Genomic DNA, 24,634 nt, shown 5'->3' with positions numbered 1-24,634 from the left:
CGTTGCGTCAGCGACGCGGAGATTGTTTCCGTCAGGCCGACGGCGTGTCGTCGGCCGCCTGCGCAGCCGGCGCGTCGCTCGCGTTCGCCTGGGTATGAACCTTCTTCAGCTCCTCGGCATCGAGGACGATGCGCTCGAGTATCGAATCGAGTTCGTCGTTGCCGTCGAGCTTCGCGAGCAGGTCCCGCAATTGCTGGCGTGCTTCCACGAGCTTCGCGAGGCGCGGCACCTGGAGCACGAGGCTGTCCGGATGGAAGTCCGAGAACTGGCTGAAATTCAACTCGACCTTGAGATTGCCTTCACCCTTCATCGTGTCCGGCACGCTCAGGTCGAGGCGTGGTGCGATCTTGCCCATGATTTCGTCGAAGTTGTCCCGATCGATTTCGACGAAACGGCGCTCCTTGAGCTTGGGCAACGGCTCAGCCGGTTGACCCGACAGATCGGCCATCAGACCCACCACCATCGGCAATTCACGCTTTTCAATGGCGTCCCCCAGCTCGACGTCATAGGTGATCTGAACACGCGGCGGCCGATTGCGCCCAACCCAACCCTGCAAACTATCTGACATGAACCCCTCCGAGAAAAACTCGTACGTGTGGACAATCCTTCACTCGCGGCGAGTCGCCGCGAGCACCGAGAAAGAGAATGGGGATTGCAACGACACCCCGCTTATGACCGTTGGATCACAGCTGATGATGGGGTTCGTGGTGAGCTGCCCTTCCGGCATGGCCATCCGGGCTCGTGTGAATGCGAATGTCGTCACGGCGAGCGCAGCCGTCGCGGCGAGGCTGATCGCCGTCAGCCGCTTGCCGTCAGTTGCAGTCGCTTTCTGGATTGACGCATGGTCCGCCAACCGACGACTTTCAGAAGTTTTATGAACGGCGACGGCCATGCCCAAGCAAATCGGCAGCCGTTTCCCCGTGCAACGCAAGTGGCGCATTTTTCCCCGTGTACCGTTCTTTTCAGAATTGGGCGGAGTATATCGACGGGGGCCGATCTCATCTGTCGCACAAAAGGACTACATCGACCTGGGTTGCCCGACAGCTTGGATATCGACGTGATTCACACGGTGGTTGACGGGGCGCGTTTGCGGGCCATCGCCTGACGCGTAGCTTACAAAACGTAAAGTCGGTCGAGGTCGGTTACAGCCGGCGTTGCAATCGCGCGTCACCGCGAATCTCGGGGTGCGCGCAGGGAAGGCGCCGTCAGCTCGTTTCTGCGAGCGGCCTGCATGCCGGCGTAGGCGGTCGCCGCCCCGAGCAAGCCCATGGCGAGGGAAATGGACGTCACGACCAAGCCGATGCGGCCATGACCGGAGAACAGGCCGACGAGCAGGCCCGCGAGCGGCTGAGTCAGGTTGTTGAGCATCACCATGACGCCAACCGTCTTGCCGTAGTCGTGCGCGGGAATGATGGCCTGCCGCGCGCTGCGGATGAACACGTTGAACATCTTGTCGAAGCCGACGATCAGCAGGAATCCCGCGGCGTAGCCCCAGATCGACGGGCTGATTCCCGCCATCAGCCCGCCCGCGAAGATGGCCGTGAAGGCCATGCCGCCGAGCATCTTGCGTGGAATCGAGGTCCGCGCAATCACTAGCAGGATGACGACCGTCGCGATCGCGCCGCTCACCTGGAGCGCCGCATAGAAACGGCCCGGCTCGTGGTGAACGCCGGTGACCATCGCAGCCGACGTCGCCAGCGTCACGCCGATGACGAGGTTCTCCGCCGCCGCGAGCATCACCAGGCGTTTCAGTCCCGGCAGCCGGGCCACGTGAGAAAGCGCGATGCGGATCGGCAGCATCCATTGGGCGGGTGCGGTCTCCTGCGCCGGGAATAGCCGGATATTTCCGGTGCGCTGCCAGAGCAGTGTGGCGCCGTCGGCGATAAGGAAAAGGATGGCGGCGAACGCGACGGTCCATTGCCAGTTCCACCAGCCCAGCAACGCGGCTGCCACGACCGGGCCGAGCACCACGCCCAATTGATCCGCGAGTTGGGAGTACGACAGCACCTTCTCGAAGCGATGCTGCTGGAACACTTGCGGCAGGATCACTTCGCGCGCGACGAAGCCCACGCTCGTCAGTACGCCGCAGACTGCGGAAAGGGCGACGAGCCAGGCGATGCCGCCAACCAGGAGATAACCTGCGACACCCGCCAGGCAAGCGATCGCGCGAAAGCGCTGGCTGGCGCGCAGGAGCTTCACGGGCGAAGTGCGATCCGATAGCACGCCGGCAAAGGGAAACACCAGATACCGCGGCAGCGCCTCGACAAAGAAGGCCGCGCCGGACCACGTCGCCTGGTGCGTCGTCTGAAATACGACAAGCGGCACGAGGAACAGCAGGATCTGGTCGGCGAGCCGCGAAAAGAACAGCGAGCCGAAAAACGCCTGGTAACTGATACGCACCGCAGCTTTCCCCTTCTGGTTCACATCGACGTTTTGCGGATCGAGCCGCTAAAGATACGCCTTCAAATCGGCCGCTGCCAGCGCGATGCGCCGGCTCAGGAGTTTCGATGAGATCAGGATGGAAGGTGCTGCTTGCTACTGCTGCTGGGTCTGATCTGTGCTCAATGATGAGGACGCACGAGCGGCTTGCCCTGCTCGTTCGCCGACTTCCGTCCCAGCAGCAACGTAACGGCCGCGGAAAGCGCGAGCGTCCCGGCGACGACATACAAGCCCGCCGCATAACCGCCAGTCACGCTCTTGAGCCAGCCGATCGCGAACGGCCCCACGAAGCCGCCGAGATTGCCGAGCGAGTTGATCATCGCGATGCCCGCCGCCGCCCCCGCGCCGGAGAGGAACGAGCTCGGCATCGCCCACAGCGGCGCCTTGGCGGCGCTGATGCCGACGTTGGCGAGCACCAGCGCCGCGACGATCGCGAAGGCGCTGCCCGCCTCGCCCGCGAAGACGAAGCCCGCGCATGCGAGCAGGCACGGCAGGACGACATGCCACGTTCGTTCCTGCGTCCGGTCGGAATGCCGCGCCCACAGCACCATCGCCACGACGGCCAGAACGCTCGGCACGCCCGTGAGCAGGCCCGTCTCGAGCGCGCTGAAACCGAACTGCTTGATGATCAGCGGCGCCCAGATGCCGAGCGTATAAAGCCCCGCCGACGTGCCGAAGTAGATCAGCGCAAGCGCCAGCACGCGCGGATCGCGCAGCGCGCTCAACGCCGCGCCCGTGTGCCCCGCATGCGCGCGCTTCTCGCTCGCTTCCTCGGCGAGCTTGCCGACGAGCCAGGCCTTCTCGTCGTCATGCAGCCAGTGCGCTTTAGCGGGCGTATCGATCAAAAGCTTGAGCACGAAGAAACCGAGAACGATCGCCGGAACGGCTTCGATGATGTAGAGCAACTGCCAATCCGCGAGCCCGAACATCGGCGGCAGCTGCATGATGGCGCCCGAGACCGGCGAGCCGATGGCCGTCGAGAGAGGCGCGGCGGCCATGAACCACGCCGCCGCGACGGCGCGCTGCCGCGTGGGGAACCACAGGCTCAGGTAAAGAATGATGCCGGGAAAGAAGCCCGCTTCCGCGACGCCAAGCAGAAAGCGCAGGACATAGAAGCTCGCGGGACCGCTCGCGAACGCCGATATCGCCGACACGATTCCCCACGTGATCATCACCCGCGCGATCCAGATCCGCGCGCCCACGCGATGCAGGATCAGATTGGACGGCACCTCGAACAGGAAGTAGCCGATGAAGAACAGTCCGCCGCCGAGCCCGAAGGCGGTGGCGGAAAGCCCGATCGCCTTGTTCATCGTCATCGCGGCGAAGCCGACATTGACACGGTCGAGGAAGCTGACGAAGTACAGCAGCATCACGAACGGGATGATGCGCCACATGAGCTTACGGGACACCCGTGACTCGAGATCTGGATGCATGTGTCTCCTCCTTGGAGGTCAAGCGATAAGAAGCACGCGCGGCTGTTGTTGGTGTGTGTCGCCTTGCGCGTGCCGTTCCGCACTCAGGCAGCGACGGCGGCCCGCTCGACGAGCGCGCAGACCGCGGCTGTCACTTGCGCGGTGGTCGCCTTGCCGCCGAGGTCGCCGGTATGGAGCGACGTATCCGCGGTGACCGTTTCGATCGCCTGCATGACGCGCTTGGCCGCTTCCGGCTCGCCGAGATGTTCGAGCAGCATGACGACCGACCAGAACGTGCCGATCGGATTGGCGAGCCCCTTGCCCATGATGTCGAAGGCCGAGCCGTGGATCGGCTCGAACATCGACGGATAGCGGCGCTCCGGGTCGATGTTGCCGGTCGGCGCGATGCCGAGACTGCCCGCGAGCGCGGCGGCGAGATCGCTCAGGATGTCGGCGTGCAGATTGGTGGCGACGATCGTGTCGAGCGAAGCCGGACGATTGACCATGCGGGCCGTGGCGGCGTCGACGAGCTCCTTGTCCCACTTGACGTCCGGAAACTCCTTCGAAACCTGCAGCGCGATTTCATCCCACATCACCATCGCGTGACGCTGGGCGTTGCTCTTCGTGATGACCGTCAGCAGCTTGCGCGGACGCGACTGCGCGAGACGGAACGCGAAGCGGATGATGCGCTCGACGCCGGCGCGCGTGAGGATCGACACGTCGGTCGCCGCTTCGAGCGGATGGCCCTGATGCACGCGGCCGCCCACGCCCGAGTATTCGCCTTCGGAGTTCTCGCGGACGATCACCCAGTTCAGGTCTTCGGGCTTGCAGCGCTTCAGCGGCGCGTCGATGCCGGGGAGGATGCGCGTGGGGCGCACGTTCGCGTACTGGTCGAGACCCTGGCAGATTTTCAGGCGCAGGCCCCACAGCGTGATGTGGTCGGGCACGTCGGGGTCGCCGGCGGAGCCGAACAGGATGGCGTCCTTGTCGCGGATGGCGTCGAGACCGTCGGCGGGCATCATCACGCCGTGCTCGCGGTAGTAGTCCGCGCCCCAGTCGAAATCCTCGAATTCGAACGTGAAGGTGCTGGCGGCGCGTGCGAGCGCTTCCAGCACCTGCTTGCCGGCCGGCACGACCTCCTTGCCGATGCCGTCGCCGGGAATGGTCGCGATGCGATAGGTCTTCATGGTGTCTCCGTGTCTTTAAGAGGAATGAGCGTGAAGGCACTGTACCCAACGTGGAGCGTTGCAACCGGTGCTAGACTCAAAGCGCCTTTAACTTTCATTCACAAGTGGGAAACATGGCGGATGCCGTTCAACCTGCTGATTTGGCATTCTTTTCGACGCTTTCCGCAGCTGGGAGCCTGAGCGCCGCGGCGCGCGAGCTGGGGCTGACGGCGGCGGCGGTCAGCAAGCGGCTCACGCAGATGGAGCAGCGGGCCGGGGTGCCGCTCGTGAACCGGACGACGCGGCGGATGATGCTGACGCCGGAGGGGGAGCTATACCTCGAGCGGGCACGGCGGATTCTCGATGAGATCGATGAGCTCGCGGAGCTGCTCGGGAGCGCGAAGAAGAGTCCGAAGGGGTTGCTGCGGGTCAATGCGACGCTGGGATTCGGGCGTAGTCATGTCGGGCCGGCGATTTCCAGGTTCGTGGCGAAGTATCCTCAGGTGGCGGTACAGCTTCAGCTTTCTGTCGCGCCGCCGCCGCTGACCGACGATACGTTCGATGTGTGCATCCGGTTCGGGGAGCCTCCGGATACGCGGGTGGTGGCTCGGAGGCTGGCTTCGAATCGACGGTTGCTCTGTGCCGCGCCGGCCTATGTCGGCAAGCACGGGATGCCCTCCACGCCGCATGAGCTCGCGAGGCACAACTGCATCGGAATTCGGCAAGGGGATGAGGCTTATGGGGTTTGGCGGCTGACGTCGGGGCGCGGGGCTTCGCGCAAGACCGAGGCTGTGAGGATAAACGGCAATCTGACGACCAACGATGGGGAGATCGCGGTCAAGTGGGCGCTCGAAGGGCACGGCATCCTGATGCGCGCGGAGTGGGATATCGCGGAGTATTTGGCGGATGGAAGGCTCGTGCCCGTGCTGCCCGAGTATGAGACGCCGAACGCCGATATCTTCGCCGTGTATCTGCAAAGGCATCAGATGTCGACACGGATTCGGGCGTTCGTGGAGTTCTTGGCGGGGGAGCTGGGAAACCGGAGAGGGTGATGCCGGCAACAAAAAACCGCCGCGCCCGAAAGGGAAAACGCGGCGGTTCACGGCGCACGGATCGCACGCCCCGTGCCGGCACGACGGCTTACTGCTTGATCGCTTCGGCCGTGATGAGCAGCTTGGTTTTCATGTTGAAGCCATACGTCTTGCCGTAGTCGACGCCGAAGTCGGCACGATCGAATTCGCCGATCGCGTCGACACCGCACACTTCGCGCTTGAGCATCGGATGCGGCATGCACTTGAACGAATCGATCTTCAGCGTCAGCGGCTTGGTCACGCCGTGCAGCGTCAGGTTGCCGACAACCTCGGCCGGCTTGTCGCCTTCGAACTTGATCGTGCCCTTGTAGGTCGCTGCCGGGTACTTCGACGCGTCGAAGAACTCGGCGGACTGCAGGTGTTCGTCGAGCTTGGTGTTGCCGGTGCTGACCGATGCGAGGTCGGTCGTCACGTCGACCGTGCCCGTCTTCGCCGCGCGATCGAGCGTCACCGTGCCGCTCGACTTGTCGAACTTGCCACGCCAGACCGACAGGCCGCCGAAGTGATCGGCCTCGAAGCTCGGGTACGTGTGGTTCGGATCGAACTGGTACGTCGCCGTGTCGGCGAATGCCGAGAACGAAAGCGAGGCGGCGAGCGCGCCCGCCGCAATCATCAGATGCTTCTTCAAATCAATCTCCTTGAAACGTTAAGTTGCCGCGCCCGTGCGCGGTATCGGTGATGCAACGCCGCCCCGCTTAGTTCGTGGCAACGATATGAAACTTGATCTGCACGTCGTCGGCGACGATCGACGTGTCCTTCCATTCGCCCGTGCCGACGTCGAACGCCGAGCGCTTGATCGGCAGCACGCCGTCGAACGTCTGCGTCGCGCCGGCCTGCGTGACGGTGACCGGCACGGTCAGCGTCTCGGTCTTGCCCTTGATCGTCAGCTTGCCCGTCACGTTGTACTTGTTGCCGCCGGCCGGCGCGATCGCCGTCGATACGAAGGTCGCCTGCGGATAGGCTTTCGCGTCGAACCAGTCCTTGCCCGCGACCTGGTCGTTGTACATCTTGTCGCCGAGATCGAAGCTCGCGACGTCGATCGACACCTGCGCACTGCCTTGCGCCGCCTTCGACGGATCGAACGTGATCTGCGCGGAGAATTTCTTGAACACGCCCTCGGTCGGCACGTTCATCTGCTTCGAGATCGCGGACACCTTGCTCTTCGCGAGATCGGCATCAGCGAGCGCCGCGCCCGACGCGGCCAGCGAAACCACGGCGAACGCAGCCGCCATGGAGCGGGAGAAAGACATGTTCATGAGATCCTTCATTTGGCAAAGGGGAGCATCCGCGACAGCAGGCCGTCACGGTCCAGCAGTTGATGCTTGAGCGCCGCGAGCACGTGCATCGCGACGAGCGCAAGCAGGAGGTAATTCAAGGAGACGTGAAGCGTCTTGAAGATCTCCTTGAGCGCCGGATCGGGATCGATCAGGCGCGGCAGCGGCACGATGCCCAGGTACACGACCGGGATGTTCGACGCCGAGCTGTACAGGTAGCCGGTCAGCGGAATCGCGAGCATCAGCACGTACAGCAGCATGTGCACGCCATGCGCGGCGATCCGCTGCAGAGCCGGCATGCCGGCCGGCAGCGCCGGCGGCACGTGGGTCGCGCGCCACAGCACGCGCACGATCGCAAGCGCGAACACGGTCACGCCGATCCACTTGTGCCACGAGAAGTACTTGAGCTTCGCCGGCGTGAAGCCGGGGATGTCGGTCATCACCCAGCCGAGCGCGAAGCCGCAGACGATCAGCAGCGCGATCAGCCAGTGCAGCGCGACCGCGGTCCGCGTATAGCCGGCCGGCGCCGCCGGCAGAGAATTCGAAGCCATCACAGTTCCTCGATCAGGCGAAAAGTGGGGAACGGCGCCGGCCGGGCGTGAATCCGCCTGGCCGTCCCGTTCGTGCGTAGACGGTGCGAACGACGATCAGCCGAACAGCTTGTTTGCCGTCTTGGCGATCAGCTCGCCTTGATGGCGCGCGCCGGCAAGCTCGATGGCGCTCGGCTGGCGCTGACCTTGTCCGCCGGCGATGGTCGTGGCGCCATAGGGCGCGCCGCCGACGATCTCGTCCAGCGTCATCTGCCCCTGGTGGCTGTACGGCAGGCCGACGATGGTCATGCCGAAGTGCAGCAGGTTGGTGATGATCGAAAACAGCGTCGTTTCCTGGCCGCCGTGCTGGCTGGCCGACGACGTGAAGGCGCCGCCGACCTTGCCGTTCAGCGCGCCGCTCATCCACAGGCCGCCGGCCTGATCCAGAAACGCCGCCATCTGAGAGGAGACGCGGCCGAAACGGGTTGGCGTGCCGACGACGATGGCGTCGTAGCCGGCGAGCTCGGCGACCGTTGCAACCGGCGCTTGCTGGTCGAGCTTGAAGTAAGCGGCCTTGGCCACTTCCTCCGGCGCGGTTTCCGGCACCCGCTTGACGTCGACCGTGGCGCCCGTCGAGCGCGCACCCTCGGCGACGGCATCCGCAAGCGCTTCGACATGGCCATACGAGGAGTAATACAGCACTAGAACTTTCGACATTTCGAACTCCTATCTCCATCTATGCGGCGATGCCGCGGTGAGAAACTGCGTGGGATCGTACGAGCATGACCACGCGGCTAGGACGGCATGGAATCGAGGAAGACATAGAGCGCTGCAATCTTCCCGTCGCGAACGATGATCACATCCACGCCCGTATAGTCGGGCGCCTCGCCGCGCGGGCCGGATCCCCAGGCAAGGCGGCCGGCATTGTGCAGGGCCTGAGCTTTGCCATGCGGCGCATAAGCGAAATGCGGGTGCGTCGCGCGGAGATCGCCGGCGAATTTGTCGAGCGCATCGCGCCCGGTGGCGGTACCCGGCGGCGCATAGAGCACGCAGTCCTCGGTATAGAGTTCCTCGATGGCCGCGCGACGGCGCGTTGCGTCGCCTTCGCCAAAGACTTCCTGGAGGTTGCGATAGAGCAGCTCATGGATACGGTCGTTCATGACCATTCTCCTTATTGAGCAAGCGCCATCGTTTTAGCGATCGCGGTAATAACAGCGGGGCGCGTCGAGATCTCTTCATGCCAACGCGCGACGAACGGAAAGTTTTCAAGGGTCACGCCGATCGCCTTGTGACGCCACACCCACCCGAAATGCGCGATGTCCGCGATGCTGTACTCGTCGCCCGCGACATACGGCTGATGCTCGAGAATGTGATCGAGCACGCCCAGCGTCCGCTCCACCTCCGCCAGCGCACGCGCTTTTGCCTCGGGTTGCGGCGGCGATTGGATCCCGGCCACGAAAGCCTGCCCGAACGCCGGGCTGAGGCCTGACGCGTGGAAGAAAAGCTGCTCGAAGACCTTGCCGCGCTGCGGGCCATCCTTCGGAAGAAGCTGTCCGGTCTTCTCCGCAAGGTGGACCAGAATCGCGGCGGACTCGCCGAGCACCACATCGCCGCCGCCGGGAGCGGAGCGGTCGACAAGAACCGGAACCTTCGCGTTGGGGTTCATTGCCTTGAAGGCTTCAGTCTTCTGCTCGCCCTGACGCAGGTTGACGGGAACGAGCCGATAGTCGAGTCCCATCTCTTCCAGTGCGATGGGGACTTTGACGCTGTTGGCCGTGGCGAATGCGTGAACTTCGAGCATGGTGCTCATGAGAATGTCCTTCGTGGTTTGACCGCCCGTGGCGGCGCATGAATGGCTGCTGGAATCGAGAGGCCTGTACGTCAAATCTGAGCTTGTCCGCCATCGACGAAGAGCTCGGTGCCGGCGACGAAGCTCGAATCGGAGGAGGCGAGGAAAACGGCGGCGCCCGCGACTTCGTCGGGATCGCCTATGCGCCCGAGCGGAATGGTCGACGCCATGTAGTCGAGCATGCTCTGCTGCTGCGCGGCATCGGGGCCGGCCAGATCGACAAGGCCTGGCGTCTTGATCGGGCCTGGGCTGATGACGTTCACGCGGATCCCGCGAGACTTCAGGTCGAGCGTCCAGCTCCGGGCAAAGTTGCGCACCGCGGCCTTCGACGCGCTATAGACGCTGAACGCCGGCGTGCCTTTGATGCTGACATTGGACGCGGTGAGGATCACCGAGGCGCCGTCGACCAGGAGCGGCAAGGCCTTCTGCACCGTGAAGACCACGCCCTTCACATTGCGGCCGAACGTGTCGTCGTACTGCTCTTCGGTGATCGCCCCCAAGGGCAGCATCGTGCCGCCGCCGGCATTGACGAACAGCACGTCGATGCGGCCTGCCTCTTTCTTTACGCGCTCATAGAGCCGGTTGAGATCGCTGAGATTGGCGGAATCGGCCTGCACGCCGATCGCCCTCGGCCCGATCGCCGCAACGGCGATTTCGAGCTCGGCTTGACGGCGGCCGGTCACGAAGACCCGCGCGCCCTCCGACACAAAGCGCTTGGCGGTGGCGAGACCGATACCAGTCGTGCCTCCGGTGACAACGGCTATCTTTCCTTCTAGTTTGCGGACCATGATCTATCTCCCGTCCCATGCTGTGGTTGCCTGGAGTTAGCGCTTTAGCTGTCGGCTGGCGTAAGTGCTTCAGCACTTGCTCCGGCCCCATGCAAAGCTGCGACGAGACAAATTTATGGCCTCGTGCTATTTTTTGAAATAGAAACGAATGCAAACCATCGTTGCAAAAATGTCGATGTCAAAATTACCGGATTTTGAAGGATTCGCGATGTTCGCGAAGGTGGCCGAAGAGGGCTCGTTTGCTGGTGCGGCAGCGGCGATGGGTGTTTCCGTGGCTACGGTTTCGCGAGCTGTCACCCGCCTTGAAGAGCGGCTGGGGGGACGGCTTTTCAACCGCACCTCACGACGGCTTGCGCTTACGGACTACGGGCACATGCTTGCCGAGCGAGCGGCGAAAATCTACACCGACGCCGAGGACGCAGAGGATTTCGCGCGCGAGACCTCGAGCCGGCCTCGCGGCCTGGTCAAGCTCGCTGCGCCGCTTTCCTTCGGCACTCGCTGGGTCGCCCCGCTGCTGCCCGAATTCTTCCGGACCTATCCGGACATTTCCGTGGATCTGCATCTCTCGGATGCGCATGCCGATCTGATCGGCGATGGGTTTGATGCGGCCCTTCGTATCGCCATCCTGGAGGACTCGTCGCTCACCGCACGTCTCATTGCGCCCGTGCGCAGGTTTGTTGTGGCGTCGCCAACGTATCTGTCGCGCTATGGCCGTCCGCAGCATCCGCATGATCTTGGCGCGCATCAGTGTCTTACTTACGCCAATAGGAATAGGCGCGATGTTTGGCGTTTTATTCATAAAGGCGGCGAGGAATGCACGATTACGCCGACCGGGGCGTTGCGGGGAACGTGCGTGGAAGCGTTATTGCCTACGCTTCTCGCGGGGCTTGCTGTTACGGAGCTTCCGGAGTTTGTCGCTACGCAGTATTTCGCGGATAAACAGCTTGAACCGATTTTGACGGATTGGCGGTTGCCTGAAGGGGGGTTGTATTTCGTCACGCCGACTGCACGTGCGCGGCCGGCGAAGGTTAGTGCGTTGGCGGATTTCTTCATCGCCAAACTCGCCACAGCGGAGTGGCGCGCGGAAACATGTTGATGGGTTGGAAGCTATCTGGCCATCACGGCAGCCGAGTATGCTTTCGACGGAACCCAGCCAACTCACGCCCATGTCCCTCTCTCCGCATCCGATCGCTGGACACCAGCCTGCTCACCCGCGAGGGCGTTTCCGGCCACCTTTCTCGCGGAACTCAATGCACTTTCGGCACTCTTTCAACGCCATCAAATGCAGCTCCAAATGGCCTCGAACACATGAAGAAAGCCAAGTCCAGTCCAAAGAAACAGGGAAAAGTTAGCGGCACCCAACACAGCTCTTTCATTAGCCAAGAGGTTCTGTCGCGAAAACTGCCAGGAACGACGCTAGAAGTCCAAAAGGCGACCGGCGAGGTAGTCAACTCGTTCTCATTGCCGGAACCGAGCGCAGGGCACCAAATCACGCCTGATGGAGAGTTGGTCTATGCCCTCACGGGCGGAGAAAAGTGTCCTCCAGCGGAAGTGGATTGCTACAAATCCGAAGGCGCAACGCATCGTGACTTTTGGGGAGGATGAAGTCGCCTTTTTCGATTCCCTCGGGGAGCGGGCACTTTTTCCAATCAATTCCTAGCGCACCCGTTCGGTGCCCATTCGCGCTGGTAACCGTTCTACTCGGTCTGGGCGCGAGGCTCGTTATGGACCGGTAATGCCAAACAGTTACGGTGTTTGCCGATTTACCTCGGACACTTTAGATACCCCGAACGCAGCCTTATTCGTTCAGACTACCCCCTGTTGAGCAGAAAGCTCGCTATGTCACTGTTCACATGCGGGCAAGAGGCTAACCTCGCCAATTCCGAAGGGCGACGTTGAACCTCTCCGACAGTTCAGGTGCGAGTTTCCGGCCTTTATATTTTGAAAAGCTATTAACCAACGCTGGAGCGGAATTGTGTATGTCCTCGGCAAGCCGATTCAGATAGTCGTGTCCCTGACTGTGATATTCCGCTAACTCTTGGGAGGACAGCTCGATCAGGAAGTTGTATCCAACCGCGCCATGTGAGCATGCGGCGTCAAGATATAGCGTTCCGTTCTCTTCTGCCAGAAACCACATATGCGGCTCATGATCGATGATGTTCATCCTTCCCTCGAAGTGTCATTTCCCGGTTTGCCCACCGAAACACGACGCTGACTCGACACCAACCGCGGCGCACCCTCACCATCTTTCGCATGCGAAGCGCCCTCATCCGCGCGACTCTCGGAGAAGCCGCCCGCCGTCCAACCCTCAACCCGCATGACTCGCGCGATCCCGCGCCGCCACACTCTTCACCCCCGCCTTCCCCGCCACCGCCCGCGAAGCCATCTCATTCTGCTCGATGATCTTCTCGATCTCCGCATCGGCCTGCTCGCCATAGCGCTCAAACACATCGGTGTGGTACTGCGTATTCTGCGCCGCCCCAAGCTGCGTGCCGGATTCGTCGTGCGTATCGGCATCGATATCCATCGACAACCCGATCCGCAGCGGATGCGCCTCCAACTCCCGCTGGTCGAGCAGAATCCGCACCGGCAACCGCTGCACGATCTTGATCCAGTTCCCCGTCGCATTCTGCGCAGGCAGCGTCGCAAACGCGGCGCCCGTACCCGCCGAGAAGCCCTCGATCCGCCCGTGATACTTGACGCTCGATCCATACACATCCGCCGTCAACGTAACCGGCTGACCGATGCGCATGCGCTTGAGCTGCACTTCCTTGAAATTCGCGTCGACCCACACGCCGTCGAGCGGCACGATCGCCATCAGCGGCGTGCCCGGCGACACGCGCTGGCCGACCTGAACCTGGCGCTGCGCCACATAGCCCGTCACCGGCGCCGGCAACGTATTGCGCGCATACGCGAGATAGGCGTCGCGCACCTTCGACGCGGCGGCCTGCACGTCCGGATGCTGCTCGACGGTCGTGCGGTCGGTCAGCGCGTGATTCGCTTCGCCCTGCTGGCGAGCGGCATCGAGCGCGGCCTGCGCGGCATTGACCGCATCGCGCGCGTGAGCGATGTCTTCGGCGGAAACGGCGCCCGTGTTCGCGACCGCCTGGCGGCGGCGCAGGTCGTCGTTGGCGCGCGCGAGGTCCGACTCGCGTTGCGCCACGTTCGCCGCATAGAAGTCGTTGTTCACGTACAGGCTGCTCACGCGGCGCACGGTCTGGCCCAGCGACGCCTCGGCGTTCGACAGCGCGATGCGCGCGTCCGCCGGGTCGAGCGTCACGACCGGTTCACCCGCCTTCACGATCTGCGTGTCGTCGGCGTTGACGGCGACCACGGTGCCCGTGACTTGCGGCGTCAGTTGCACGAGGTTGCCGCTCACGTAGGCGTCGTCGGTCGTCTCGTGGTAGCGGCCATCCGTGAAGTAGTAGGTGCCGTAGGCCGCGCTCGCGATCCCCACGGCAGCGCCGAGCAGCGAGAGCAACAGCTTGCGGCGGCCCGGGGGCGCGGCATTCGCGTTATTGCGTGACGGAGCGGCTTGCGCGCCGCCGGTGTTGCCGTTTTCGTCGATGTGGTCCGCCGTCTCGCGGCCGGACGTGATGGTTTCGCTCATTTCTATTCTCCTGTGTCGGCCAGAGTTAGCGCTTCAGCGCTTACTCCAGGCCAGCCGTAATCGGTTCGCGAACGTGCCGTTCAACGTGCGGCGACGGTGGGGTTGGAAGGTTTGCCTTGGTTGCTCGACGCGGAAGCATCCGCGCTGCGGATCGCATCCGCCGAGGTATCGACATAGCCGCCGCCCAGCGCCGATGCGAGCGCAATCTGCTGGTCGCGGCGGTTCATCTTCAGGTTGGCGACGGCTTCATCGGCGTTCAGCGCCGTGACATCGGCATTGAGCACGGTCAACTGGTTCGTGAGGCCCGCCTTGTACTGCGTGATCGCGAGCTGGTCGGCGCCCTGCGCGGCCTGCTGCGCGGCTTGCGCATCGACGAGCTGCGCGTCGCTCGAGCGGATCTGCGCGAGCTGCGTGGCGACGTCGCTCAACGCGCCGACCAGCGTCTGGTTGTAGGTCGCCACCGCGTAGTCGAACTCCGCGTAGCGGCCCTTCAATTGCGCGCGCAGCTCGCCCGCGTCGAAGATGGGCAGATGGATCGCCGGACCCGCCGAGGCCGTCCGGCTCGCGGCGGTCAGGAAGCGTCCGAAGCCGAACGCGTCGAAGCCGATCGCGGCGCTCAGGTTGATGTCCGGATAGAACTCGGCCTTCGCTTCCTTCACTTCGTGCGTGATCGCGTCGACGCGCCAGCGGGCGGCGACGATGTCCGGGCGGCGGCTCACCAGATCGGCGGGCAGGTTGCCGGGCAGGCGCACGTCGTCGCCGACGCCAAGCTGCGGCCGCTCGATCGAAAGACCGCGATCCGGGCCCGCGCCGAGCAGCGCAGCCAGCTGGTAGCGCGTGGTCAGGATGCTGCCGTCGAGCGCGGTGACAGCGGCGCGGCTCGTCGCCAGATCCGCCTGCGCGGTCTTGCGCTCCACTTCCGTATCGAGTCCCGTCGCAATGCGGCCGGCCGTCACGCGATCGATCTGCTCGCGGCGCGCGACTTCCTGTTGCGCGATGTCGCGCAGCACGTAGAGGCGGGCGAGCTGGTTGTAGGTGCGTGCGATCGCGGTGTCCAGTGTGAGCTTGACGGCTTCCTCGTCGGCCTTGCTCGCTTCCTCATCCGACACAGCCGCCTTCAGCGCTTCACGGTTCTTGCCCCACAGGTCGAGATCGTACGAAGCGGTCAGCAGGCCTTTGTTCTCGGTCTGCCAGGAACCGCCATACGGCGGCGGGACCAGCGCGCTGCTGCTGTACTGCTGGCGCGTCAACGAGTAGTCCGCATCGACGCGCGGCATCGTGCTCGCCTTCGCGGTCTCGCTATAAGCCTGCGCCTGGGCCACGCGCGCACGCGCCTGCTCGAGCGTCGGGCTGCCCTTGAGCGCTTCGGCGATCAGCGCCTTCAATTGCGCGTCGCCGAACTGGTCGGCCCAGTCGGCAGCGGGCCAGCGGCCCTGCTCGGCCGGCAGGCTCTTGGCCGTCTCGTACTGCTGCGGCTTCGCGATCTGCTTGTCACTGTGGATGCCCGCATAGTTCGCACATGCCGACAGCACGGCCGCGAAGATCGCCGACACCCCCAGTTTCAACGCACGGGTGCGGGTGCCGGATTTCGAAGTCTGCGCATTCATTTTCTGACCTGTCAGATTAATGGGTGAAAAAAGTGCGGCCGGCAAGGCCGCAACGTTCGATCAATCGCCGCTGAACTTGCGAAGCAGCCGGTTCAGTTCCTCAAACTCAGCCTTGGTGAATTTCCGCAGCCGGGCGTTCAGGACATCCGGCGCGATTTCCGGAATCTGCGCCGCCACCTCCACGCCCTTTTCCGTCAACGTCAGATTCACCACGCGGCGATCCTCCGCATCGCGTGAGCGCTCCAGCAAGTCCTTGGCTTCCAGCTTGTCCAGCATCCGCGTCATCAGCCCCGTGTCGATCCCCAGCAGCTTCGACAGCTCGAACGGCGTGGTGGCCGAGCCCTGCCTCAGCGAAAGCAGGATGCCCATCTGCTGGCTGGTGATGTCGAGGTCCTTGAGCGCCGCGTCCATTTCCGCGACGATCAGGTTGCGCGCCTTGACGAGCGCGAATCCGACGGTCTGCGTAAGCATGAAGTTCTTGGGCGTGTAGTGGTTCATGGCGCGTTCCTATGATGTTGATCGAAACAATATCTGCAATGTCAGATTTCGTCAAGAGGAAGCTCCTGCTTTCGCTTGCCACCGGGTCAGTGGCCGCCCGCAGCCGCGGCGCCTGCTGCAGCGCCCTTGCCCGGCTTGGTGATCCAGATCAGCGGGACGATGACGATGAAGATCACGGCCGAGATCCAGAAGATGTCATTCAGGCCCAGCATCGTCGCCTGCGCGTTGAGCGCCTGTTCGAAGAAGGCCGTCGCCTTGGGCGCGCCGGCGTTCAGCGCCGTCTGCAAGTGGCCGATGCCGCCGACATAAGCCGGGTTGTCGACGCTCGTCTGCTCGGCGAGCCGCGCATGGTGGAGGATCGTCCGGTCGTTCCAGGCGTTGGTGAAGAGCGACGTGCCCACCGCGCCCGCGAACACGCGCACGAAGTTGGACAAGCCCGCCGCCGCCGGAATCTTCTCGGGCGGCAGCCCCGACAGGATGATCGCCGTGAGCGGCGTCAGAAAGAGCGCCGTGGGAATCCCCTGCAGCAGGGTCGGCAGCACCAGCGTATAGGCGTCGACGTCCGTCGTGTAGAGCGAGCGCATGAAGAACACGCCGGCAAAGCCGACGAAAGCCAGCGTGGCGAGCACCCGCATGTCCCAGCGCGGCATGAACTTGCCCAGCACCGGCGCGAGCAGCACCGCGAAGATCCCGAGCGGCGCGGTCACGAAGCCCGCATCCACTGCGCGATAGCCGAGGAAACCCTGGATCCACTGCGGCAGAAGCACGAGATTCGCGAAGAAGATCGCGTACCCCACCGAAATCGCCACCGTGCCGCCGAAGAAATTGCGCCCGGAAAACAGCCGCAAGTCGACGATCGGCTTGGCCTCATTGAGCTCCCAGATCAGAAAGAACACGAAGCTGACCGCCGCCACGATGGTCAGCACCCAGATCGTCGGCGAATTGAACCAGTCGAGGTCCTTGCCTTTGTCGAGCATGATCTGCAGCGTCGCCACCCAGGCGACCAGCGAGATCAGGCCCACCTTGTCGATGGGCAGCTTGCGCGCGGGCGTTTCGCGGTCGCGGTAGAGCACCCAGGTCACCCCGGCGGCGAACAGGCCCACCGGCACGTTGATGTAGAAGATCCACGACCAGCTGTAGTTGTCGGTGATCCAGCCGCCCAGCGCCGGGCCCGCGATCGGCCCGACCGTCGCGGTCATCGCCCACAGCGCGAGCGCGCTCGAGCTCTTGTGCCGCGGAAAGCTGGAAAGCAGCAATGCCTGCGACAGCGGCGTCAGCGGACCGGCCACCGCCCCTTGCACGATCCGGGCGATGAGCAGCACCGGCAGGTTCGGCGCCAGCCCGCACGCCGCCGACGACACCACGAACAGCAGGATCGCCGCGATGAACAGCTTCACTTGCCCCACCCGCTGCGTGAGCCACCCCGTCAGCGGAATCGACACCGCGTTGGCCGCGGCGAACAGCGTGATGACCCAGGTCCCTTCGTCGATCGAGACGCCGAGGTTGCCGGAGAGCGTCGGGATCGCGACGTTGGCGATCGACGAATCCAGCACGTTCATGAAGGTGGCGAGCGCCACGGCGAACGTGCCGAGTGCGAACTTGAAACCGGTCAAGGGCTTGGGTGCGCCCGGGCTGGTCGAGGGATTCATGCTGCGTCCTTTATATCGATGATCCGGCAGATATCTGACATGTCTGATATTCGGGTAAAAAAATGCCGCGTCAGGCGTCGAGCAGTTTGCAAAGCAGCGCGCTCAAGACGTCGAATTCGGACGTCGTGAAGCGCGAGAGCCGCCGAATCCGCACCGTGGAGACGATTTGTCCGCTTAGCGCCGCGGTCCGCCGCCCCTCGGGCGTCAGCGCGACGTCGACCACGCGCCGGTCGTTGCCGTTGCGCGATCGCTGCACCAGGGCGCTGCGTTCCATCTCGTCCAGCACGCGGGTCATCCGGCCCGGATTGACGCCGAGCAGCTTCGACAGCTCGGCCGGAGTGCTCGCGTTGCCGCGCGCCAGCGCCACCAGAACGCCGAGTTGCTGCACATTGATGCCGACATCGTTGAGCCCAGCCTCCAGCTCCGCCGCCACCAGATTGCGGGCTTTGCTGAGCGCGAAGACAAGGTTCTTGGTTCGCTCGAAATCGTCGTTGACCAGGTAGCTCATTGATCGCCTCCATTGTCTGACGCGAACTATATCTGACAATGCAGATATATGCAAAAAATTTTTAATGGGGGAGCGAAGCGCGCGCTGTCCTGCGCGGCGGTCTGATTTGCTCACACCGCTTACGATTTGTCACCAGATCGGCGTCAACACCTGTCGTCCGGCTCCCGTTAAACCGGCAGCGCTGAACTTTCTCAGCCGCCCTGAAAAAGGAGTCACACATGAAGACGATCTTCGCTGCTCTCGCTTCCGCCCTGCTCGTTTCGACGGCTTTCGCACAGACCGCCGCACCTGCGCCGTCGACCGCGGCAACGACCCCGACCCAAGCCGGCCAGGCAAACCTGAAGGCCAGCGCCGAAGTGCAAAACGGTGCAACGAAGACAGCCGTGGCGACCGACGAAGCCGGCACCGCAACCGACAAGGCGAACGCCGAAGTCCATGCCAAGAAGAAGTCCGCCGTGCATGCCCAGAAGACTCATGCGCACAAGCTGAGCAAGAAGACGCAAGGCACCGAAGCGAGCGCGGACAAAGCCAAGACCGACGCCGCCACGGCCCCGGTGAAGGCCGACGCCAAGACCGATGCGGCTGTGAAGACGCAATAACGTCATCGGTCTTCGGCGCACATCAGCGCGCCAGTCACAACGCTGAATGCGCCGTTGAGGGCGAGTCTTCGGGCTCGCCCCTTTTTTCATGCTGGATCATGCTGGAGAGCGCTCAGCGAAACCGGCTTGCGATATGGTCGGGAATGTTCTCCGGCGTCACCACGACGACCGACGATGAGGGCGACACCGCCGCCGCGGGCAGCAGCTTGTGAAAATGCATCACGTGCTGGCAGGCCGAACGCATGTCCTGCCGCAGCTCGTGGTGCAGAATCGCCTGGACCTTGCCTTCACGCAGCAAACTCACGTTGTCCCTGTCGAGATCGTGTCCGATGAAGCATGCCGGCGACTGCTGCTTCGTCTTCAAGGCCCTCAGGATGGCCGGGTTCCCGCCTCCCATCGAATAGACCGCAGCGATCTTGACATCCTGAGCCAGCACCCTGAGCACGCGCTTTTCGGTGGGTTCATCGAGGCCGTGTCCGCCGCTGGCATCGGTCAGCGCGAGCCGTGGAAAGCGTGTGCGCAGCGCACGGCGGAAGCTGATTTCCCGCTCCTCTTCGCCGCGGAACCGTTCGTCGCTCATCGTGATCAGGACATTGCCGGATCTGCGCCCCAGCCATTGCCCAATAAGGTAGGCGGCAGTCGCTCCCGCAACGCGATTGTCGAGCCCCGCATAGGCGATGCGGCCGGACAGCGGAATATCCGTAAAGGTCGTCACCACCGGGATGCCGCGCCGCTGCAGCTCGCCAATGGCGTCGGCGATTTCGGGAACGTCGCGCGCCTTGAGAAACACCCCGTGGCTGCCGCGACGTCCAATCGCCTCGAGCGTCTCGACGGCCTCTTCCGTCGTCATCGTTTCCCGCATGAGGAAGCGCGGCCGAAACACCGCGGGATGCAGCCCCGGCAATTCCGCCTCGAGCGCATCGCGGATTTCATCGGCGAATCTCGAGGGCGCCTCGACCACCACATCGATGATGAGCTTGCGCCCGGCGGTCGCCAGTTGCTGCTCCTGCTTCTCGAGCTCCTTGATGGCCTGCTCGACGCGTTTGCGCGTGTGCTCGCGAACGTGGGCGCGTCCGTTGAGCACGCGGTCGACCGTCGCCAGTCCGACACCCGCTTGAAGCGCTATCTCCTTGATAAGAAACCGGCGAGCCATTTTCAACGCCTCGGTATTGATGTGTTTTTGATGGTTTCATGATAGTTCGTCTTCGCTCCCAGGCGCTATGCTTGATCGAAATTGGAGAGAGACATGACGACCGGGAACTGGTACACCGAGCGCGATTGCTCGCTGGATGCGTTTTCGAAATGGGTGGAATGCGATGCCGGGACGCCCCTGCGATTTGCGGCGGACGTTCAGCAGCGAATTCCCCTGTACGACTGCCGCGAGCTTGGCGACATCGTGAACGACACTGCGCGCCGTGCTGCGCTTCAAGCGGAATGGGCAAGCGTGCTTTGCGACGGCGCGGGCGTGCTGGTGCTCCAACGAGCCTTTGCCGACGTCGAACCGGTCGATGAAACCACCGCCGTGTTCGAATCCATCATTCGCAGCGAACGCGCTGCCGGCGCGAGCGGAGGCGATCACTTCGCAAAGGCAGGCGCGAACGACCGCATCTGGAACGCGCAAGAAAAACTCTGCCTGCAAGCTCCGGCAGTATTCGCCCGCTACTTCGCCAATCCGATGCTGGCAGCCGCGGCACACGCCTGGCTCGGCCCGTGTTACCAGATGACGTCGCAGGTCAATGTCGTCAGGCCCGGCGGCGAAGCGCAGCAAGCGCATCGCGACTACCACCTCGGCTTCCAGACAGTCGAAGAAGCGGAGCGCTATCCGGCGCACGTGCATCGGATGTCCGCCTTCCTGACCCTGCAAGGCGCCGTCGCTCACAGCGACATGCCCGTCGAGAGCGGGCCGACCAAGCTGCTGCCGTATTCGCAACGTTACGCCGAGGGCTACCTCGCCTGGCGGCGCGCGGATTTCCGCGAGTATTTCGAAGCGCACTTCGTGCAGTTGCCGCTGATGAAGGGCGACGCACTGTTCTTCAACCCGGCGCTGTTCCATGCCGCAGGGGCCAATCGCACGGCGGACGTCCAGCGCATGGCCAACCTGCTGCAGATTTCGTCGGCGTACGGACGGGCCATGGAAACGCTCGACCGCCGGCGGATGTGCGAGGCGGTGTATCCCGTCTTGCGCGAAGCCCGTGCCGCCCACCGGATGAGCACAGCCGAGATCGATGCGGTCATCGCGTCATGCGCCGAGGGGTATCCGTTCCCGACCAACCTCGACCGCGACCCGCCGCTGGGTGGACTTGCGCCCCAAAGCCAGCAGGCGATCGTGCGCCGGGCGCTGGACGAAGCGTGGCCGGCCGGCAAACTGGCAAACGCGCTACGGGACTACGACTGGCGCCGGACGACGCGATGATCGCCGACCGCATCTGACCGCTTCGCCAATCCGCCGAAATCTTCGTATCGCCCCCGCCCGCCTCGCCGCTCCGAAATATAGTCAGTCGTGCTGTGACCGATTTTGAAGTTTGCTCGACACGAACGTTATCCTGACACGGAGAAGAAACATGTCCACGACGGCGGTTTCGGGGCTCACATCGCCCAATATGACCGAACTTGGCGGAACAGGCAGCACGAACAACAGTCAATTTCAGCAGCTTATCGAGACCATTCTCGAAGAGTTGCAGCAGATTTTGAGTCAAATGAAGCAAAGTTCGAACGACCCTGGATCAGGCGGAGGCGGTAGCCCGGTCAGCGGCGGGGGCGGTGGCGGGGGCGCGCCGAGTCCGGCCGCGAGCACGCCGAGCACAGGCACCCCGAGCACAGGCACTCCGAGCGCAGGCACTCCGAGCACGGGCACGCCCTCGGCGGATTCGACCTCTGGAACAACGATGCAACCGTCCTCCGGCGGCGACATGACGCCCTCACAAGTTGCGAGCCAGTACAAGGATCAGATCGCGGCGGCCTCGCAAGCCACCGGCGTTCCTCCCGGCATCCTCGCGGGCCAGATCTGGCAGGAGTCCAAGGGCATCGCGAACACGCCTGGCGGCGGCCTGATGCAGCTCGGCCCCAACGAGTTCCAGCAATACGGCGGCGGCGACATGTCGAACCCGGCCGACAACATCATGGCTGGCGCGAAATATATGAAGTCGCTCTCGTCCCAGTTCGGCGGCAACATGGAGGCCGCGCTGCGCGCGTACAACTCCGGCCCGAACGGCGTCGACCTCAACAACCTGAACTCGACGCCCGCCGGCACCGGTGACCCGACCTACGTGACGAAAGTGATGCAGGCTGCGCAGCAATCGGGCTTGGCGACCTGACCATATTCCGGCCGAGCAGCAGAGATGACATGACGGATGCCTTGCAAAGGCTGAATTCTGGCCGATGCCAAGGAACACGCTCGCCTAAGATGATTTGAGCGCCTGATGGTCTGGCGCTCTATCTGCGATCGTGTGGAGGTGCGACATGAAGTTCATTGTTCAATGGAAAGGGCAGCCGTCGATACAACTGTCGGCAATTGAGCGCTTCATGAAAACCGGCGGACTTCCGCCCGAAAATGTCACGCTGCTGGGGCGCTGGCACGCGATCGGCGAGATCGGCGGCGTCGCGATCGCCGAAGCGGCGGACGCAAACGGACTCGCCGCGTGGCTGATTCAATGGGGCGATCTGCTTTCGTTCACCACGACCCCCGCGTTGAACGACGAGGAACTGGGCGCAGCGCTGGCGGCTTATCAAGCGTCGCTCAAGTAGGTGCAACGGCAAGCTGGTCATGCCGCTGATCGAGCCGAGGCCGGATCATGTTGCCGGACATCCTGCATCATCCTCGTAAAGCGCTGGTTTGCCGGGGAACCGGAGCGGACTATCTGTCAGACGTTACGCGTGAGGCAATCGAGCACGCATCACGCGCGCTCGGAAAGGAAATTGTCCACACACCGCTTCTATCCTGCGAGGTGCAATCCGGCGATCGTTCGATACTGCTCAAACCGGAGAACTTGCAGCCGCGCGGTTCGTTCAAGATACGCTGCGCGCTGAACGCGATCTCCAACCTCTCGCCGGAGCAACTCGCAAAGGGCGTCTACACGGCAAGCACCGGAAATTTCGCTCTCGGGTTGGCGCATTCCGCACGGGCGCGCAAGGTCGACGTGAGGGTGTACGTCACACCGGCCGCCGCGAAAAGCAAGGTTGCGGCACTTCGGGAATTGGGCGCTCAAGTTATCGAAACCGATCTCGACACGTGGTGGGCCATCCTGTGCGGCCGTCCCCCTGCGGACGAAAGCGGAACGTTCGTTCACCCGTGCTCGGGCCGCGACGTCATCGTTGGCAATGCAACCATCGGGCAGGAGATCGTCGAAGACCAAGCGGATGTCGACGCGATCCTGGTGCCGTTCGGGGGAGGCGGACTCGTGACGGGCATCGCTCTCGCGTGCTCGTTGTGGCGCTCTCGCGCGCGAGTCTACGCGTGCGAGACCGAAGCGGCGACACCGTTGTTCTCGGCGATGTCGGCGGGAGGTCCGGTCGAAGTGCCGGTTGATCCGAATTCCTTCGTCACGAGCATCGGCGTCTCAACGGTGCTAGATTCCAATTGGCCCTTCCTCGATGCGATGGTGGACGGCGTGGTCGTTTCGTCTCTCGCGGCAACGGCTCAGTCTGTTCGTCAGTTGGCGAAGCACAATCACCTCATGGTCGAAGGCGCCGGTGCAGCGGCGTTCGCGGCCGCCAGCCACCCGTTCTTTGCCGGACAGCGCGTAGTCGCGGTGCTAAGCGGCGGGAGCATCGATCTCGACATCTTCGCTTCGATCCTCTCGGAGGGATTGCCGCCATGACCCAGGACCTGAAACCGTTCGACTCCCTTTTGCACCACCATGTCATCGTGACATTCATGAACGAAGGTCACGCTCCAACCAACGAACAGCTGGCGCAAAAACTAACGGCAAGCGTCGACGACGTGGAGCGTGGACTCCTGCGCCTCCAGGCGTCTCATGGCGTCGTGCTGCATCCGGGCCGGCCCGAGGTGTGGGTGATGCATCCGTTCTCGACTTCGCCTACCCATACGTGGGTGCAGGCCGGCAAGACAGGATGGTGGGCGCCGTGCATGTGGTGCGCCCTCGGTATCGCCGCGCTCGTGAAGGGCAGGCTGACCGTGCATGCGCGGCTGGGAGGGGAGGCGGAACCGGTCCAGGTGAATGTCGTGGACGGCGTCCCGACGGAGACGAATCTTTTCGTCCATTTCCCGGAGCCGCCTCGCAAGGCCTGGGATAACGTCCACTATTTCTGCTCTCGCCTGCTTCCATTTCGATCCCCCGACGACATTACGGAATGGACGAAACGGCATCAGCTGCCGCGAGGCGAAATCATGCCGATTGCACAATTGGCGGAATTGGCAACGCGCTGGTACTCGCACCATGCTGGCCCAGATTGGGAGAAATGGACGCCCTCTCAAGCCATGGAGATATTTCGAGCGACTGGCTTGTCGAGCGATTTTTGGCAGCTGGACACGTCGACAGAACGCTATTAGCGCCCGCTTCGGCGACAATACGCGACGGCAAATTGGCTACCGCGGATGGCGGCGGGCCTCGCCGCACTGAACCCTCCCTCCCTCAAACGCGTGCACGAACACCAG

The 24,634-nt window shown here is 63.4% G+C and carries 28 protein-coding genes; 9 read left to right on the top strand and 19 right to left on the bottom strand.

Going from position 1 to position 24,634, the window contains the following annotated elements:
- Positions 1-31: 31 nt before the first annotated feature.
- The 5 genes from tssB to FAZ69_RS15580 form a co-directional block, all read right to left on the bottom strand.
- Positions 32-568, bottom strand: coding sequence for a type VI secretion system contractile sheath small subunit (gene tssB, locus FAZ69_RS15600; RefSeq protein ID WP_136895976.1), 537 nt, complete (start codon positions 566-568; stop codon positions 32-34).
- Positions 569-607: 39 nt separating this feature from the next.
- Complete coding sequence (locus FAZ69_RS15595) at positions 608-892, bottom strand: hypothetical protein (protein WP_136895975.1); 285 nt, start codon at positions 890-892, stop codon at positions 608-610.
- Between the two features lie 275 nt (positions 893-1,167).
- Entirely contained in the window at positions 1,168-2,400 is a 1,233-nt protein-coding gene (locus FAZ69_RS15590) for an MFS transporter (RefSeq protein ID WP_136895974.1), read from the bottom strand.
- Positions 2,401-2,561: 161 nt separating this feature from the next.
- Entirely contained in the window at positions 2,562-3,872 is a 1,311-nt protein-coding gene (locus FAZ69_RS15585) for an MFS transporter (RefSeq protein ID WP_136895973.1), read from the bottom strand.
- Between the two features lie 83 nt (positions 3,873-3,955).
- Positions 3,956-5,038: a tartrate dehydrogenase gene (locus tag FAZ69_RS15580; protein ID WP_136895972.1), complete on the bottom strand. Its 1,083-nt coding sequence runs from the start codon at positions 5,036-5,038 to the stop codon at positions 3,956-3,958.
- Between the two features lie 113 nt (positions 5,039-5,151).
- On the opposite strand from FAZ69_RS15580, the gene FAZ69_RS15575 reads away from it, so the two are divergent.
- Positions 5,152-6,069, top strand: coding sequence for a LysR family transcriptional regulator (locus FAZ69_RS15575; RefSeq protein WP_136895971.1), 918 nt, complete (start codon positions 5,152-5,154; stop codon positions 6,067-6,069).
- Between the two features lie 88 nt (positions 6,070-6,157).
- On the opposite strand, the gene FAZ69_RS15570 is transcribed toward FAZ69_RS15575, so the two are convergent.
- The 7 genes from FAZ69_RS15570 to FAZ69_RS15540 all read right to left on the bottom strand — a co-directional run bounded on the left by FAZ69_RS15570 (position 6,158) and on the right by FAZ69_RS15540 (position 10,549).
- The gene (locus FAZ69_RS15570) at positions 6,158-6,736 is read right to left on the bottom strand and encodes a YceI family protein (RefSeq protein ID WP_136895970.1); all 579 of its coding nucleotides are present in this window, start codon (positions 6,734-6,736) and stop codon (positions 6,158-6,160) included.
- A 67-nt stretch (positions 6,737-6,803) separates the two neighbouring features.
- The gene (locus tag FAZ69_RS15565; protein ID WP_136895969.1) at positions 6,804-7,364 is read right to left on the bottom strand and encodes a YceI family protein; all 561 of its coding nucleotides are present in this window, start codon (positions 7,362-7,364) and stop codon (positions 6,804-6,806) included.
- An 8-nt stretch (positions 7,365-7,372) separates the two neighbouring features.
- A complete protein-coding gene (locus tag FAZ69_RS15560) occupies positions 7,373-7,933 on the bottom strand; it encodes a cytochrome b (RefSeq protein ID WP_136895968.1) in 561 nt (186 codons plus the stop codon).
- A gap of 96 nt (positions 7,934-8,029) precedes the next feature.
- Positions 8,030-8,629, bottom strand: a complete 600-nt coding sequence (wrbA, locus tag FAZ69_RS15555; protein ID WP_136895967.1) for an NAD(P)H:quinone oxidoreductase — start codon at positions 8,627-8,629, stop codon at positions 8,030-8,032.
- 77 nt (positions 8,630-8,706) lie between these two features.
- Positions 8,707-9,072 (bottom strand): nuclear transport factor 2 family protein, encoded by a 366-nt coding sequence (locus FAZ69_RS15550; protein WP_136895966.1) that lies wholly within the window; start codon positions 9,070-9,072, stop codon positions 8,707-8,709.
- 11 nt (positions 9,073-9,083) lie between these two features.
- The gene (locus FAZ69_RS15545) at positions 9,084-9,722 is read right to left on the bottom strand and encodes a glutathione S-transferase family protein (RefSeq protein WP_240702252.1); all 639 of its coding nucleotides are present in this window, start codon (positions 9,720-9,722) and stop codon (positions 9,084-9,086) included.
- A gap of 71 nt (positions 9,723-9,793) precedes the next feature.
- On the bottom strand, positions 9,794-10,549 hold the full coding sequence (locus tag FAZ69_RS15540) for an SDR family oxidoreductase (protein ID WP_136895965.1): 756 nt from the start codon (positions 10,547-10,549) through the stop codon (positions 9,794-9,796).
- A 175-nt stretch (positions 10,550-10,724) separates the two neighbouring features.
- On the opposite strand from FAZ69_RS15540, the gene FAZ69_RS15535 reads away from it, so the two are divergent.
- Both FAZ69_RS15535 and FAZ69_RS15530 read left to right on the top strand, forming a co-directional pair.
- Positions 10,725-11,645: a LysR family transcriptional regulator gene (locus FAZ69_RS15535; protein ID WP_136896320.1), complete on the top strand. Its 921-nt coding sequence runs from the start codon at positions 10,725-10,727 to the stop codon at positions 11,643-11,645.
- 212 nt (positions 11,646-11,857) lie between these two features.
- Positions 11,858-12,154: a hypothetical protein gene (locus FAZ69_RS15530; protein WP_136895964.1), complete on the top strand. Its 297-nt coding sequence runs from the start codon at positions 11,858-11,860 to the stop codon at positions 12,152-12,154.
- Positions 12,155-12,416: 262 nt separating this feature from the next.
- On the opposite strand, the gene FAZ69_RS15525 is transcribed toward FAZ69_RS15530, so the two are convergent.
- The 6 genes from FAZ69_RS15525 to FAZ69_RS15500 form a co-directional block, all read right to left on the bottom strand.
- Positions 12,417-12,713 (bottom strand): hypothetical protein, encoded by a 297-nt coding sequence (locus tag FAZ69_RS15525; RefSeq protein WP_136895963.1) that lies wholly within the window; start codon positions 12,711-12,713, stop codon positions 12,417-12,419.
- A 144-nt stretch (positions 12,714-12,857) separates the two neighbouring features.
- Entirely contained in the window at positions 12,858-14,159 is a 1,302-nt protein-coding gene (locus FAZ69_RS15520; protein WP_136895962.1) for an HlyD family secretion protein, read from the bottom strand.
- Between the two features lie 80 nt (positions 14,160-14,239).
- Positions 14,240-15,766 carry an efflux transporter outer membrane subunit gene (locus FAZ69_RS15515; protein ID WP_136895961.1) on the bottom strand — a complete coding sequence of 509 codons (1,527 nt, stop codon included), beginning with the start codon at positions 15,764-15,766 and terminating at the stop codon, positions 14,240-14,242.
- Positions 15,767-15,826: 60 nt separating this feature from the next.
- Positions 15,827-16,264 carry a MarR family winged helix-turn-helix transcriptional regulator gene (locus FAZ69_RS15510; protein ID WP_136895960.1) on the bottom strand — a complete coding sequence of 146 codons (438 nt, stop codon included), beginning with the start codon at positions 16,262-16,264 and terminating at the stop codon, positions 15,827-15,829.
- 86 nt (positions 16,265-16,350) lie between these two features.
- Positions 16,351-17,913 carry a DHA2 family efflux MFS transporter permease subunit gene (locus FAZ69_RS15505; RefSeq protein WP_136895959.1) on the bottom strand — a complete coding sequence of 521 codons (1,563 nt, stop codon included), beginning with the start codon at positions 17,911-17,913 and terminating at the stop codon, positions 16,351-16,353.
- A 70-nt stretch (positions 17,914-17,983) separates the two neighbouring features.
- Positions 17,984-18,421, bottom strand: coding sequence for a MarR family winged helix-turn-helix transcriptional regulator (locus FAZ69_RS15500; RefSeq protein ID WP_136895958.1), 438 nt, complete (start codon positions 18,419-18,421; stop codon positions 17,984-17,986).
- A gap of 218 nt (positions 18,422-18,639) precedes the next feature.
- On the opposite strand from FAZ69_RS15500, the gene FAZ69_RS15495 reads away from it, so the two are divergent.
- Positions 18,640-19,020 (top strand): hypothetical protein, encoded by a 381-nt coding sequence (locus FAZ69_RS15495; RefSeq protein ID WP_136895957.1) that lies wholly within the window; start codon positions 18,640-18,642, stop codon positions 19,018-19,020.
- 112 nt (positions 19,021-19,132) lie between these two features.
- On the opposite strand, the gene FAZ69_RS15490 is transcribed toward FAZ69_RS15495, so the two are convergent.
- Positions 19,133-20,173: a LacI family DNA-binding transcriptional regulator gene (locus tag FAZ69_RS15490; RefSeq protein ID WP_136895956.1), complete on the bottom strand. Its 1,041-nt coding sequence runs from the start codon at positions 20,171-20,173 to the stop codon at positions 19,133-19,135.
- Positions 20,174-20,266: 93 nt separating this feature from the next.
- Here FAZ69_RS15490 and FAZ69_RS15485 point away from each other — a divergent pair, with 93 nt between their 5' ends.
- The 5 genes from FAZ69_RS15485 to FAZ69_RS15465 all read left to right on the top strand — a co-directional run bounded on the left by FAZ69_RS15485 (position 20,267) and on the right by FAZ69_RS15465 (position 24,529).
- Positions 20,267-21,433 carry a phytanoyl-CoA dioxygenase family protein gene (locus tag FAZ69_RS15485; RefSeq protein ID WP_136895955.1) on the top strand — a complete coding sequence of 389 codons (1,167 nt, stop codon included), beginning with the start codon at positions 20,267-20,269 and terminating at the stop codon, positions 21,431-21,433.
- Between the two features lie 472 nt (positions 21,434-21,905).
- Entirely contained in the window at positions 21,906-22,334 is a 429-nt protein-coding gene (locus FAZ69_RS33275) for a lytic transglycosylase domain-containing protein (protein WP_169708661.1), read from the top strand.
- Between the two features lie 145 nt (positions 22,335-22,479).
- Positions 22,480-22,764 (top strand): DUF3303 domain-containing protein, encoded by a 285-nt coding sequence (locus tag FAZ69_RS15475; protein ID WP_136895953.1) that lies wholly within the window; start codon positions 22,480-22,482, stop codon positions 22,762-22,764.
- A gap of 47 nt (positions 22,765-22,811) precedes the next feature.
- Positions 22,812-23,837, top strand: coding sequence for a threonine ammonia-lyase (locus FAZ69_RS15470; RefSeq protein ID WP_136895952.1), 1,026 nt, complete (start codon positions 22,812-22,814; stop codon positions 23,835-23,837).
- A complete protein-coding gene (locus tag FAZ69_RS15465) occupies positions 23,834-24,529 on the top strand; it encodes an alkylmercury lyase family protein (protein ID WP_136895951.1) in 696 nt (231 codons plus the stop codon). The genes FAZ69_RS15470 and FAZ69_RS15465 overlap by 4 nt, the downstream gene beginning before the upstream one ends.
- Positions 24,530-24,634: the final 105 nt, after the last annotated feature.

Origin of the sequence: Trinickia terrae, assembly GCF_005144415.1 — a bacterium.
Taxonomy (GTDB): domain Bacteria; phylum Pseudomonadota; class Gammaproteobacteria; order Burkholderiales; family Burkholderiaceae; genus Trinickia_A; species Trinickia_A terrae.
Note: the sequence above shows the minus strand (reverse complement) of the source record. Positions and strands in the feature narration are given on the sequence as shown.